The following is a 13609-nucleotide window of genomic DNA, read 5'->3' as shown; positions in this document are numbered from 1 at the left end:
TCGGCTTGTGTTTATCCGCGCGCGCCCTGCCCATGTGGCGGGCGCGGCGCGCGCGCTCCCCTTTGCCGCCCCAGCGCTTCATACGTGCCCCGCAGGGGCCGCGCGCTCGCATTCTCCCGTGCCCAGCGCGAGACCCGCGAGCGCGCCAGCCGGCGCGAGCAGCGCCCAGAATCCCGCGTAGCGCCAGCCCAGCGCCCCCGCTATCGCGCCGAGCGCGAATGCGGCAATGGCCGGCATCATCTTCGCGAAGCGCTCGCGCGCCGCCGCGCGCACGCTCTCGGCAACGCTGGCGCTCAGCATGTCGACCACGTCGAGGATCGCTTGCGTGACGTTGCCCGTCATCACGGTATTCGGCACGCCCGGTCGCTGGATCAGACGCGGGTGTGCGTTCTGCACGCCCATCGCGAATGCGCCGACGATGCCGGCCACGATGACCGGCAGGCTGTCGGGCTCGCTAACCGGCGCGGCCCAGACACCGGCGAGGCAAAAGCCGAACATGAGCGCGGCCTGCACCGTGTGGAGCAGGCGCGCGCCGTGGCGCGCATGTCGAACGGACAACGAACGAATCAGCAAACTGCTGAGGACCACGCCGCCGATGAAGGCCGGAAACACGATGAGCTTCAGGAGCACGCCGCGGCCAAAGCCCGCGACGCCGGCGCCGATCAGCACGAAGTTGCCGGTCACGTGCGCCGTGAACAAGCCGAACAGCGCGACGAAGCTCAGCGTGTCGACGAAGCCGGCGATGGCGGCGAGGATCGTATCCTCCGATTTCATTTCGCTGCGATGGCGTGAATCTCGGCGATGTAGCCGCCCGGGAACTCGACGATCGCCGCATCGCGCCCGTCCGACGTGAACGGCTGCACGAGCACCTTCACACCCGCGGCCTGCGCCTTTTGCAGCGTCGCGGCGAGATCGGGGACCTGGTAGCCCGTCACTTCGCGCCCGAACGGATACGGCAGGTGGCCATCCGTCACGAGCACGGTCATCTTGCCGAAGCCCGACTCGATACGAATGCGGCGATAGGTGTCGCCCGGCCGGCCGATTTCGACGCCGGGCGCGTTGGCCACATCGGACACCACCTTGCCGTGCGAGAACTTGACGAAGGCATGAACCAGCTTGTGCAGGTTCTGCGGCGAGACGTAGACACGATTCTCGGGAATGGTCTGCAGCGCGTCGTAGTGCGGCGCCTGGGTATGCCAGTAAAGCTGCATCTTGAGGCCGCCCGGCCACGAGACGATGGCGTCGCGCCCGATCGGATCGGGGAAGGTGTCGACGATCACATCCGCGCCCAGTGCGCGCGCCGACTTCACCGCCGCGTCCATGTCGGTCACGAGATAGCCCGTGCGCTCCTCGCCGAAGGGCCAGGGAATGGGCGTCTTGAAGCCGAACACGGAGATCGTGCCCGACGGCGTGAACACGAGTTGCGACATGGTCTGGCTAGGCGTGGGCGTGACCTGGAATACGCCCTCCTTCGACTTGCTGCCGCCGAACGTCGCGACGAAGCTGTCCGTGAACTTGTCGAAGTCTTCGGGTGCGACGTACACGTGCGTCGTGTCGTACTGCGCGCCAACGGCGACGTAGGGCGCCTCGACCGCCGGCACCGGCGGCTTCGCGAACGCCGCGGGCGCGGCGACGAGACCGCTCGCGATCATCACGGCGAGCAATGCAGAGCGAATGGCTTTCATAGCGGGTTTCCCTTGTTGATTCAATATCGTGTTGTTCGATCGATCAGGCGCGGCTGTCGCCGGCCGCGCCGTTAGCATTGCCGAGCATGGTCGCAAGCACGAGTGCCGCGATCAAGCCCAGATGCTCGAAAAAGCTGTTCAGCGCCATGAAGCGGGCGGCGCCGGTTTGATTCCAGAAGTCATTGGCGACCAGCATCGCGACGACGGTCAGCATACCGAGGCCGCCCGCGCCGATCCACGTGAAGCGGCGCAACACGACGCATAGCGAACCGCCAATCTCGACCGCGACCGCCAACGCCGCCCAGAGCGCGGGCGGATGCAGGCCGAAACGCGCCTGCTCGGCGATCGCGTCATCGAAGTGCAGCGCCTTGTCGACGCCGCCGATCAACCAGGCGGACACGAGCGCCAGGCGCACGAGTGGCGCGACCCATGGCTGCGCGAGGAGCGCGCGGACCCATGCCGGGTCGCGGCGGCCAGTCAATGCTGCCATCTCAGCCTCCGCCGGGCCGCCCCAAGGAGGCTGAGCGCCCCCTCGGGGGGCAGTGAGCGCAGCGAGCGTGGGGGCTCTTTCATCTCAAACGGCCCAGCAGGCGCAGCCGAAGGCGCCCCAGAAGCCCTTCGCGTCCGCAGTCGGCAACGCGCTGCTCCATGCGGTTGCGTGCGCGTGGCCATGCACGTTGCACGCGCTCGCGCAGCCGCACATCGCTGCTGCCGCGGCGGCGCGCTGGAGCGGCGCGCCCTCGCGCTGAGTCGCTCCCCAGCCGCCGTAGCCGCCGTACTGGCGCACCGGCGACCAGTCCGGCATCGCGGGCGGGATCGGCGCGTCGTGCTGCGAGAACGGGCCCGCGCCCCAGACGATCTTGCCGCCCACCACCGTGAGCAATGCGGTGGTGTGGGCGATATCGTCCTCGGCGCACGAGAAGAAGTCGCGGTCCGGCACCATCAGGTCGGCGAGCTGACCGACCGCGATGCGGCCTTTCTTGCCTTCTTCGTTCGAGAACCAGGTGACGTACTCGGTCCACATGCGCAGGGCCGTCTCGCGGTCGAGCAGGTTGCGCTGCGGATACAGGCGCAGGCCGGCGACCGTCTTGCCGCTCACGAGCCACGCGAGCGAAACCCACGGGTTGTACGAGGCCACGCGCGTGGCGTCGGTGCCGGCCGAGACCTTGAGGCCCTTCTCCAGCATCTTCGCGACGGGCGGCGTGGCTTGCGCCGCCTCGGCGCCATAGCGCTCGACGAAGTACTCGCCCTGGTAGGCCATCCGGTGCTGGACCGCGATGCCGCCGCCAAGCGCGGCGATGCGGTCCATCGAGCGCTCGGAAATGGTTTCCGCGTGGTCGAAGAACCAGTTGATCCCTTCGAGCGGGATGTCCTTGTTGACCCTCTCGTACACGTCCAGCGCGCGGCTGATGGTCTCGTCATAGGTCGCGTGCAGACGCCACGGCCAGCGATTCTGCGCGAGCACGCGTATCACGCCTTCGAGCTCGCCTTCCATCTCGGGCGGCAGCTCGGGACGCGCGACGCGGAAGTCCTCGAAGTCGGCCGCCGAAAACACCAGCATCTCGCCCGCGCCGTTGTGGCGGAAGTAATCCGAGCCGTCGTGATACTTGGTGGTGCTGGTCCAGTTCAGGAAGTCTTCCTTCTCGGCCTTCGGCTTCTGCGTAAACAGGTTGTACGCGATGCGCACCGTCATCTCGTCCGCTTCGTGCAGCTTGCGGATGACTTCGTAATCGTCCGGGTAATTCTGCGAGCCGCCACCCGCATCGATCGCGCCGGTCACGCCCAGGCGGTTCAGCTCGCGCATGAAGTGGCGCGTCGAGTTGTACTGATACTCGAACGGCAGCTTCGGGCCTTTCGCGAGCGTCGCGTACAGGATCGATGCATTCGGATTCGCGAGCAAGAGGCCCGTGGGATTGCCCGAGCCGTCGCGCAGAATCTTGCCGCCCGGAGGCTCCGGCGTGTCCTTCGTATAGCCGACCACGCGCAGCGCGGCGGCGTTGAGCAACGCGCGATCGTAGAGGTGCAGGATGAACACGGGCGTATCGGGCGCCACCGCGTTGAGCTCCTCGATGGTCGGCAGGCGCTTCTCCTCGAACTGATGCTCGGTGAAGCCGCCCACCACGCGCACCCATTGCGGCGCGGGCGTGATGGCCACCTGCTGTTTGAGCATCTCCATCGCTACTGCGAGCGAGCGCACGCCGTCCCAGCGCAGCTCCATGTTGTAGTTCAGGCCGCCGCGGATCAAATGCAAGTGATTGTCGATCAGACCGGGCAATGCGGACCGGCCGCCCAGGTCGACGACGCGGGTCGCGCGTCCCGCGAGCGGCATGACGTCGGCGTCGCTGCCTACGGCAACGAAGTGGCCATTGGCGATCGCCACGGCTGAGGCGATCGGGTTCGAACGGTCGAGTGTCGTGAATCGTCCGTTGTGCAGAATGAGATCGGGTTGGGTGCCGGGTGCGCTCATGTGTTTCCTCACTGGGCTAAATGTGCTCAATTCGCCACGTTCTCTGAATTCGATTAAAAGCCGAGCCACTGTTTGGCTAGCGGAACGGCCTGCGCGCCGACCAGCATGCCGAACAGGCCGACGAGGGCAATCAGTGGCGGTGCGGGCGAGCGGACCTTGATCACGCTATAGATCACGCCTATCAGCACGCCCGCGCCGAGTGATACCAAATACGCTTGCATACGATCGGTCTCCGAACGATTAGAATGCAGGTCATTGCAGCCCGGTTTGCGCCTCCGGGTCCATCTGCTCGCCCCCGCCGGCATGGGGTTGTCCCCAGTGCCGCGGCAGGCCCATCAGACGTTCTGTCGACTCGATTGCCAACATGCAAAATCTTCCTGACCTTGAAGCCTGGGCCATCTTTTCGCGCGTCGCCGAGACCGGGTCGTTCGCGAAAGCCGCCGAGCTGCTCGGCATCTCGCAGCCAACCGTCTCCAAGGCCATTGCCCGCCTCGAGCAACGGCTCGGCACGATGCTGCTGTACCGCACGACGCGAAGGCTCTCGCTCACGCCAACCGGAGAGCTGTTGCGCGAGCGCGTGGTCGACCTGCTCGCGAATGCCGAGGTGTTCGAGAGCGAGGCGTCCGCGCTGGCGATCGAGCCGCACGGTGTCATCCGCGTGAATGCGCCGATGTCGTTTGGCCTGCGCTATCTCTCGCCGCTGCTGCCGGCCTTTATCGAGCGCTTCCCTGGCGTGGACGTCGAGCTCACGCTCACCGATCAGCTGATCGACGTCGTGGCGGGCGGATTCGACGTGGCGATCCGCATTGCCGAGCTCGACGATTCCACGCTGCGCTCGCGCCGCCTGTGCGCGGTGCGCCGGCCACTCGTCGCGGCGCCCGCCTACCTCGAACGGCATGGACGTCCGGCTCACCCGCGCGATCTCGAGCACCATGCGAGCCTCACTTATACGAACATGCCGACGCCGGAGTTCTGGCGCTTTCACAACGCGGCCTCGGGCGACGAATACGCCGTGCCGGTGCGCGGGCGCATCCGCTCCAACAATGCGGACGCCATCGTGCCTGCGCTGATCGCCGGCCACGGCCTCGCCCTGCAACCGGAGTTTCTCGTGTGGGAGGCGCTGCAGCGTGGCGAGCTCGAGCACGTCATGCGCGACTGGGCCATTGCCGACATCGATGTGCACCTGCTCACCCCGCCCGGCATGTTGCGCACCGCGCGCGTGACCGCGCTGCTCGACTACCTCGTCGAGCATCTGGCCCACGCGCCGTGGGCCATGTCCGAGCGTTGAGAACGCGCGGCGGCATGCCGTATGGGGCTGCCGTTGCGACGCGCTCGCGAGGAACACGCCGCAACGGCTCGTGCAGACGCGCGACACGCGCTTAGCGCGCGGGCACCGGCGGTTGCGACTCATGGGTCGTGGCCGTGCGCTGCGCCGACTTGTGGACCATCGTGTAGGCATAGTCGATGCCCATGCCGTATGCGCCCGAGTGCTCCTTGGCGATCGCCATGACCGCGTCATAGGTCTCGCGGCGCGCCCAGTCGCGCTGCCATTCGAGCAGGACCTGCTGCCACGTGACGGGCACGACGCCCGCCTGAATCATGCGCTGCATCGCGTAGTCGTGCGCGTCCTTGGACGTGCCGCCCGATGCATCGGCCACCATGTAGATCTCGTAGCCGCCTTCGAGCATCGCGCACAGCGCGAACGTCGTATTGCAGACCTCGGTCCACAGGCCCGCCACGACCACCTTCTTGCGGCCATTCGCGGCTAGCGCGTCGCGAACCTTCTGGTCGTCCCACGAGTTCATCGAGGTGCGCTCGAGCGTCTTCTGGTTCGGGAACACGTCGAGCAGCTCGGGATACGTGAATCCCGAGAAGCTCTCCGACTCGACCGTCGTGATCGTGGTCGGGATCTCGAACACCTTGGCCGCCTTGGCCAGACCGACGACATTATTCTTGAGCGCCTGGCGGTCGATCGACTGCACGCCAAAGGCCATCTGCGGCTGCTGATCGATGATGATCAACTGGCTGTTTTGGGGGGTGAGTACTTCAAGCTTCGGATTGCTCATGACGCGTATGTCCTATGAATCGAAGAGAAATGAGACCGCCTCGTCGCAGTGACGACGCTGGGTCCATAGTGCATTGCGCTGGGGGGGGGGTGCTCATCCAGCTGCCGCCATTTGACACGGAAACACGGCGAAAGAACACCCAAGAAATGGAATTAATACGATTCCAAAAGTTGCCCGTTAAATCGCCTTAAAAGACCTTAATTAGCCTTTTCTTAATTAGCGAAACCCGATACGCTTTGGGCAAAATTGCCGTGTTGTGTCTGTCACCCGTCGGTCATCAACGAAGCCCGCACCATGAAACCGTATATTCTTTCGCTCTGTGCCGGCATCCTTGCCGGCGTCGTCTACGCCACGATCAGCGTGCAATCGCCGGCCCCGCCCACCATTGCGCTGGTGGGGCTGCTCGGCATGCTGGCCGGAGAGCAGATCCTGCCTCTCGCGCGGCGCATGCTATCGGGCCTGAAGCCCGGCGCGGCGTGGCGCGAGGCCAAGTGCAGCCAGCACATGTTCGGCTCGCTGCCGGGCGCGCACGTGCCCGATGTCGCCCGACGGGACGAGCAATCATCGTGAGGCATCCTCAATCACCGGCTGGCGCGTTGCACACTCTGCCCGCACGCAGATGAGCAACGTCGAGCTGTTTCACTACCTGTTGCTGTTGATCTGCGGTGCGGGCGCGTTGACCTGGCTTGCCGAGCGCATTGCCATCCCGCCCGCGGTCGTGCTGCTGCTTGGCGGCTGCGTGATTGCCGTTGCGGGCAAGCGCGTGCCCGACATGGACCCGAACCTGCTGCTTGCGGCCGTGTTGCCGCCGCTGTTGATGTCGAGTTCGTTCTATACGGCATGGAAGGAATTCCGCGACGAGCTTGGCACGATCGTTTCGCTCGTGCTGGGCGCGGTGGCGTTCACGACCGGCGCGGTGGCCGTTGTCGTGCATGCCTTTAACCCGGGCTTGCCGTGGGCCGCCTGCTTTGCGCTGGGCGCGATCGTCTCGCCGCCCGATGCCGTTGCCGCGAAGGCGATCTTGCAGCGCTATCCGCTGCCCGCGAGGCTCGTGGCCGTGCTGGAAGGCGAGAGTCTCGTCAACGACGCATCGGGCCTGCTGCTCTACCAGATGGCGGTCTCGGCGGCGCTTGCCACCACGCTCACGGTCACGGGCGCGACCGGGCTGTTCTTCTCGCTGACGCTGATTGGCGTCGCGCTCGGCCTCGTGTGCGGCCAGGCGATGTGCTGGGTGCTGCCGCGCCTGCACGACGCGATGCTCGGTATCGTCGTGACCTTTGTGATGGCGTGGGCGAGCTACGGCATCGCGGAGGCGCTTGGCGGGTCGGGCGTGCTCTCGGTCGTGACCTGCGGGCTCGTGCTCGGCGTGCGGCAGCATCGCGTGTTCGATGCGGGCATGCGCATCAAGGCCAAGGCCACCTGGGAGGCGATCGTATTCGTGCTCGACGCGCTCGTGTTCATTTTGATCGGCCTTGCGTTGCACGGCATTCTTGCGCGCGTCAATCATGAAAGCACCGTGTTGATTGCGGGCTTGCGGGTTGCGTTGCCGGCTACGCTGGCGGCGATTGTTGCGCGGCTCGTGTGGGTGTTCGCGGCGCTCTGGTTGCCGGGGCGCCTCAGGGCGAAACGATCGGGGGTGCGGGTGTGGTCGTTCGGTGAGGCCGTCGTGTTGGGATGGGCCGGCATGCGCGGCGTCGTGAGTCTCGCTGCGGCGCTGGCGTTGCCAGCTGGCTTTCCGGGGCGCGATCTGATTATCTTTAGTACCTTCTTGCTGATTATCGCTACGCTTGTGTTGCAGGGCGGTAGTCTTGCGACATTGATCAGGGTGCTCAAGTTGCGGCCCGCCGCGCGGGACACCATGTCGGAGCATGAGGCGCGGGCGCATACGTTTGGGGCGTCGCTTTCTGCGCTCGAGGAGATCGGCAAGCGTGCTTCCGGGGTCGAGCGCACTACGCTCGAGCGGCTATTCGCTGAGTATCGGATTCGTGTCTCCGCTAATAAGGGCGCCCATGCGTCGGGCGCCGAGCGGGTCGAGCATCGTGCTAGATTTTTGCGGGTCGAGCTTGAGCTCGTTGGTGTGTCGAGGGAGGCGCTGCTTGGGTTGCATCGTGATGGGAAAGTTGACGATGCCGTCCTGCATCGTATTGAGTCTGAGCTCGATTTTGAAGAGTTGAGGTTGTTGAGGTTGCTAGAGCCTTGATTTTTGGATGCCCGCTGGGTGGGTTTTTTTTGGGGGGGGTGGTGTGTTACGCCGTGGATTTTGGCGCAGTGCCAAGTGCCTTGGCCTTTCCTTGTTTTCATGTCGGTATATTAGCGTTGCCCCTGTGCGGGGCGGCACCTACTTTTCTTTGCAGCCGCAAAGAAAAGTAGGCAAAAGAAAGCGGCTCAAACCGCCAGTGTGACGCAGTACACCACTCGACTTATATCGGAGCGGCTCCGGGGCATCCGTCACCTCGCACACTCTGCCTTAGTGACAAAGGACTCATTCTTCCCGCTGCGCGCTACGCGCGGGCGGAAGGGTCTGCAAGGAAAATCGGGCGTGCTGCCAGCGAATACGCGGTAGTACTGCCGAGCAAATACACGGGAGTCCTACGAAAACGCGTGCGTCCCACCGGTTTTGGTTATGCCCCACGGTGCGCGTAGCGCCGCCGGATGGATGAGCCCTTAGTCACTCCGGGTGACGGCGAGTGGTGACAGACGCCCCGGAGCCGCTCCGATATAAGGTTAGTGGCCCACTGCGTCACACTGGCGGTTTGAGCGGCTTTCTTTTGCCTACTTTTCTTTGCCGCTGCAAAGAAAAGTAGGTGCCGCCCCGCACAGGGGCAACACATATATACCTACATGAAAACAAGGAAATGCCAACGCCGCAAAAAAACCTGGCAAAAAAATAGCGCAGTCGTCGCCACGACACCCATTCACGACACACCATACCGATTCACATGCATTCTTCCTTCTCCAGCCATGCATGAATCTGCCCCACCACGGCAGCGCCATCACCTACAGCCGCGGCGACGCGCTTCGGCGCCCCCGACCTCACATCCCCAATCGCAAACAACCCCGGCACGCTAGTCTCCAACGGAAAGCGCCCGGCACCCTCGATCTCACCAGACTCCCCCGTAATCACAAACCCACGCTCATCCAGCTGCACACCACTCGACGCCAACCAGTCGGTTTTCGGATCCGCACCGATAAACAAAAAAAGATGCCGCGTCTCAACAACCTCACTACCCGTCTCCCGATGCCGGATCCGAATCCGGGCAAGTCCGCCCTCATCAGCTTCAAGCGCCTCGAGCGTGCAATCCGGACAAACCGAAACATTGTGCAGAGCACTGATCCGATCGATCAAGTAACGCGACATCGTAGCCTCCAGGCCAGGCCCGCGTATCAGCACGCGCACACTCCTCGCGAAGTTCGCGAGAAACACAACAGCCTGCCCTGCCGAGTTGCCGCCACCCACGAGCACAATGTCACGGCCCTTCACAAGCCGCGCCTCAATAGGCGAAGCCCAATAATAGAGCCCACACCCTTCGAAATGCTCGAATCCAGGCACCGAGGGCCTCCGATACGCCGCACCGCTCGCAGCCACAACCGCGCGCGCACGCACGCGCTGCCCATCGGAAAGCTCCAGCACAAACCGGTCCGCCGATCGCTCAATACAGGCGACCTCAGTCGGTATCGCCACGTGAGCGCCAAATTTCAATGCCTGCTGAAACGCACGCGCGGCCAGCGCCTGCCCCGATATCCCAGTGGGAAATCCCAGGTAGTTCTCGATGCGCGCGCTCGCGCCCGCCTGGCCTCCAGGTGCGCGCCGGTCGAACACCACAACCGATAGCCCTTCCGATGCCGCGTAAACCGCCGCCGCGAGACCCGCGGGGCCAGCTCCAATAATCGCGATGTCATAGCACTGCGACGCGCAGAAGGTCGGCATCAAGCCCAGCCGCGTAGCAAGTTCCGCTTCGTCCGGCGCTCTCAAAATCGACCCGTCTGGGCAAAATACCAGCGGAAAGTCGTCGGGCTTCGAGGTCAAGCCCGCGAGCAACCGTACGGCCTCCGAATCGTTTCGGGCATCGATCACCGCTGCCGGATAGGCGTTGCGCCGCAAGAACCCTTGCAGTCGAACCAGCCGTGCGTCGTCGCCATGTCCGACGATGATGGGCCCGAGCCCCTGCTCGATGAGCCCGAGCCGCCGCAGGATCAACGCGCGCATGATGTGCTCGCCAAGCTGCGCGTCGGCGATGATGAGCGAGCGCAACTGGTCCGGCTTCAGGACCAGCGTTTCGCAATCGGTCACGGCAATGGCGTCCACGAGCGAAGGCTTGCCCGTGAGCTGGGCCATTTCGGCCATGAAATGCCCGTCGTGGTGCTCGGTCACGAGCGTCATGCGCCCTTGCGGGTCGCGCGAATAAATGCGCACGCAGCCGCGCAACAGAATGAACAGTCCATCCGAAACGCGCCCGGTCTGAAATATCGAATCGCCGGCCTTGAACGATTTCGGGCGCCCAAAGCGCGTCGCGCTCTCTATCTCCGCGCGGGAGAGGCGCGGAAACATCTGGTGCTGCCGATGCTCGAGGGACGAAAACGGAGCTTCGGATTCAAGCGGGCTCACGCCGGTGTTGCCTGGGTCTATCATTTGACACCTCGCCTGCCGGGCGGGTAACGCTCGTGCCCGCCGGCCATGTTCAGTTCGAGTCTCGATGGTAGCGACGTCATGCGCGAAAGGCGCTATCGAAGACTGAATTGTTCTGAAGAGAACTCCCGTTCGATACGATGCGCACAGCGCCGGTTCCTCACGTTCTCGTTGCGTGCCGCGCAAGGCGCGCTTGCGTTTGCAACGTCTTCTACCGCGGTGGCTTCGCGCGTACCCTCACTCCATTGTCCGGCGCGCGGAAACCGTGTCAGCCTCGGCCGTCCCGGCGCGGGCGGGCACGATCCAGCCGCCGCCCAGCGCGCGCACGAGGCCGACGGTGGCCACCGCCAGCGCCTGGCGCGCATGGATGGCGTCGCGTTCGATCGACAATGCATCGCGGTCCGAATCGACGACTTCGAAGTAGTCGACATAGCCCAGCGCATAGCGCCGGCGTGACAGGCGCGCGACCTGATCCGAGGTCGCGACCGCGTCGTCGTAGGCCGCAATGCGCTCGCGCTCGGCGGCGATATCGTTGAGCGCGTCCTGGACTTCGCGCAGCGCATCGTACGCCACGCTGCGGTACGACGCTTCGGCCAGCGCGTAGCGGGCCTGCGCGGAGGCCAGCGCCGCGTCGCGCCGTCCGCCGTCGAAGAGCGGCAGCGCAACGGATGCGGCCAGCCCCCACAGCGAGCTGTTGCGTTCGAGAAAGTCCGCGAGGCTGCGGCTCGCGAATCCGCCATCGGCCGTTAGCGTCAACTGGGGCAGCCATGCCGTGCGCGCCACGCCGACGGTCCACGCCGCCGCATCGAGACGGCGTTCCGCCGCGTAGAGATCCGGGCGCCGCGCCAGCACGTCCGCCGGCAGGCCCACGGGAACGGCCGGCATCGCCGGTGCAGGCACGCCACTGCTCGCGCGGGTCAGCGCGAACGACGCCGCCGATTGACCGAGCAATGCCGCCATCGCATCGACGAGGTTTTCGCGCAAGCGCCGGCTTTCCGTGAGCTCGGCGCGCGTCGTCTGCCATTCCGTGCGCGCACGCAATACGTCGAGGTCGCTCGACCTGCCCACTTGCGCGCGCGCCTCCACAAGCTTCAAGGCAGTCTCGCGCAGCGTCACGTTGCGTTCGAGCGCGGCGATGTCCTCGTCCACGTAGTGCACCGTCAGGTAGTCGGCCGCGACTTCCGTGGCCACGCGCAGCTTTGCGGCGTCGGCGTCCGCTTCGGCGGCCACGGCGTTCGATTCCGCCGCCGCCGCTTCGCCGCGCAGCGCGCCGGTCCAGTCCACGGTGTAGGTCACGTCGGCGGCCACCGCCCACGTGCGCATCATGCGCTTGGGCAACGCATTGTCGACGGTGCCCGAAACGCGGCTGCGCGAATAGCCGCCGCCCGCATCGACCGATGGCATGAGGTCCGCGCGGCTCGCGGTCACGGCGGCGCGCGCGAGATCGATGCGCGCGTTGGCCTGCTTGATGTCGAGGTTCTGCTCGAGCGCCTTCGCTACGAGCCGCGCCAATTCCGGGTCGCCGAACATGGCTGGCCAGCCGCTATCGAGCGCCTGCGTGCCGCTCGCCTGGGCGGCGTGCCGGAATGATCCAGGCGCCATCGGAACAGACAGATCCTCGTGGCGTGTCACGCTGCACGCGCAAAGCAGCGCGGCCAGCAGCGCGCCCAGCGCCGCGGCCCTGGCGCCCCGGCTCATCGCGCGTGCTCCGCGGGCCGGATGCTCGCGTGCACGGACAAGCCCGGCGCGAGCCGCACGGGCAGCGGCTGGTCGAAGACGATCTTGACCGGCAGGCGCTGCACGACCTTGGTGAAATTGCCGGTGGCGTTATCGGGCGGCAGCAGCGCGAACTGCGCGCCGGTGGCGGGCGAGAGGCTGTCCACGCGGCCGTGCAGCGTGACGCCGGGCACGGCGTCCACCGTCACGTCGGCGGCGTCGCCCGCGGCGATGCGCTCGAGCTGCGTCTCGCGGAAGTTCGCGACGACCCACACGTTGGGCTCGACGATGGCGAGCAAGGGCTGGCCCGGCGATACGCGCTGCCCGGACTCGACGGTCTTGCGCCCCACATAGCCGTCCACGGGCGAGACCACCGAAGCATACTCGCGCTGCAGGTCCGCATCGCGCAGATTCGCGTGGCCCTGGGCCTCCTGCGCCTGCGCCGCGAGCAGCGCGGCGCGCGCGGCCGCAAGACGCGCGTTGGCGGCGTCCACCTGCGAGCGCGCGGCAATCCAGGCGGCGTTGGCACTGTCGTACTCCTGCTGCGAGAGCGCGCGCGGCGTCTGCGAGACGAGCGACTTCGCGCGCTCGTAGTTGAGCGTGGATTTGCGCGCGTCGGCTGTGGCGGCGACGATGGCGGCCTCGGCTTCGGCAATCGCGGCTTGTGCGCCGCGCTGTGCCCCCTGCGCCTGCAGAATGCGCGCGCGCTCGAGCGCGATGCGCACGTCGAAATCGCGCGGATCGAGTTCGACGAGCACCTGTCCCGCGCGCACGAACTGGTTGTCGTCCACGACCACGCGCGCGACCGTGCCGTTGACGCGCGGCGAAATCAGATGGACGTGCCCGGTGACGTACGCATCGTCCGTGCTGTGGCTGCCTTCCGAATACGCGAGCACCATCATCGCCGCGACCAGCAACGCAAACACGGCGAAGCCGACGATGACGAGCAGATGCTTTTTCTTCAGGGCGCTATCGTTCGGCGTTACGGATTCCACATCGCACTCCGGCAAGGCTGGCTATAATCCATCGTCATCTGCTTCGTACTACT

The 13609-nt window shown here is 65.6% G+C and carries 12 protein-coding genes; 3 read left to right on the top strand and 9 right to left on the bottom strand.

Annotated elements, in window-relative coordinates; translation table 11 throughout:
• Window positions 1-78: 78 nt before the first annotated feature.
• From EYW47_RS23640 to EYW47_RS23620, 5 genes are all read right to left on the bottom strand, one after another.
• Window positions 79-774, bottom strand: a complete 696-nt coding sequence (locus EYW47_RS23640) for a YoaK family protein (protein WP_133197265.1) — start codon at window positions 772-774, stop codon at window positions 79-81.
• Window positions 771-1685 (bottom strand): VOC family protein, encoded by a 915-nt coding sequence (locus tag EYW47_RS23635; protein WP_133197264.1) that lies wholly within the window; start codon window positions 1683-1685, stop codon window positions 771-773. The genes EYW47_RS23640 and EYW47_RS23635 overlap by 4 nt, the downstream gene beginning before the upstream one ends.
• A gap of 43 nt (window positions 1686-1728) precedes the next feature.
• Window positions 1729-2175 carry a DoxX family protein gene (locus EYW47_RS23630; protein ID WP_133197263.1) on the bottom strand — a complete coding sequence of 149 codons (447 nt, stop codon included), beginning with the start codon at window positions 2173-2175 and terminating at the stop codon, window positions 1729-1731.
• An 84-nt stretch (window positions 2176-2259) separates the two neighbouring features.
• Window positions 2260-4152, bottom strand: a complete 1893-nt coding sequence (locus tag EYW47_RS23625) for an amidohydrolase (RefSeq protein ID WP_133197262.1) — start codon at window positions 4150-4152, stop codon at window positions 2260-2262.
• 53 nt (window positions 4153-4205) lie between these two features.
• Window positions 4206-4373, bottom strand: coding sequence for a DUF1427 family protein (locus EYW47_RS23620; protein WP_133197261.1), 168 nt, complete (start codon window positions 4371-4373; stop codon window positions 4206-4208).
• A 143-nt stretch (window positions 4374-4516) separates the two neighbouring features.
• On the opposite strand from EYW47_RS23620, the gene EYW47_RS23615 reads away from it, so the two are divergent.
• Entirely contained in the window at window positions 4517-5440 is a 924-nt protein-coding gene (locus EYW47_RS23615; RefSeq protein ID WP_133197260.1) for a LysR family transcriptional regulator, read from the top strand.
• A 91-nt stretch (window positions 5441-5531) separates the two neighbouring features.
• Here EYW47_RS23615 and EYW47_RS23610 read toward each other — a convergent pair whose 3' ends face one another.
• Window positions 5532-6218, bottom strand: coding sequence for a hydrolase (locus EYW47_RS23610; protein WP_133197259.1), 687 nt, complete (start codon window positions 6216-6218; stop codon window positions 5532-5534).
• Window positions 6219-6512: 294 nt separating this feature from the next.
• On the opposite strand from EYW47_RS23610, the gene EYW47_RS23605 reads away from it, so the two are divergent.
• Window positions 6513-6788 (top strand): XapX domain-containing protein, encoded by a 276-nt coding sequence (locus EYW47_RS23605; RefSeq protein ID WP_133197258.1) that lies wholly within the window; start codon window positions 6513-6515, stop codon window positions 6786-6788.
• Window positions 6789-6837: 49 nt separating this feature from the next.
• Window positions 6838-8418, top strand: coding sequence for a Na+/H+ antiporter (locus tag EYW47_RS23600; RefSeq protein WP_133197257.1), 1581 nt, complete (start codon window positions 6838-6840; stop codon window positions 8416-8418).
• A gap of 735 nt (window positions 8419-9153) precedes the next feature.
• On the opposite strand, the gene EYW47_RS23595 is transcribed toward EYW47_RS23600, so the two are convergent.
• The 3 genes from EYW47_RS23595 to EYW47_RS23585 form a co-directional block, all read right to left on the bottom strand.
• Window positions 9154-10848 carry an FAD-dependent oxidoreductase gene (locus tag EYW47_RS23595; RefSeq protein ID WP_133197396.1) on the bottom strand — a complete coding sequence of 565 codons (1695 nt, stop codon included), beginning with the start codon at window positions 10846-10848 and terminating at the stop codon, window positions 9154-9156.
• Between the two features lie 234 nt (window positions 10849-11082).
• Window positions 11083-12543 carry an efflux transporter outer membrane subunit gene (locus tag EYW47_RS23590; protein ID WP_133197256.1) on the bottom strand — a complete coding sequence of 487 codons (1461 nt, stop codon included), beginning with the start codon at window positions 12541-12543 and terminating at the stop codon, window positions 11083-11085.
• On the bottom strand, window positions 12540-13556 hold the full coding sequence (locus EYW47_RS23585; protein WP_240763879.1) for an HlyD family secretion protein: 1017 nt from the start codon (window positions 13554-13556) through the stop codon (window positions 12540-12542). The genes EYW47_RS23590 and EYW47_RS23585 overlap by 4 nt, the downstream gene beginning before the upstream one ends.
• Window positions 13557-13609: the final 53 nt, after the last annotated feature.

It is taken from the genome of Paraburkholderia silviterrae (genome assembly GCF_004353915.1).
In the GTDB taxonomy this organism is placed as follows: Bacteria; Pseudomonadota; Gammaproteobacteria; order Burkholderiales; family Burkholderiaceae; genus Paraburkholderia; species Paraburkholderia silviterrae.
Note: the sequence above shows the minus strand (reverse complement) of the source record. Positions and strands in the feature narration are given on the sequence as shown.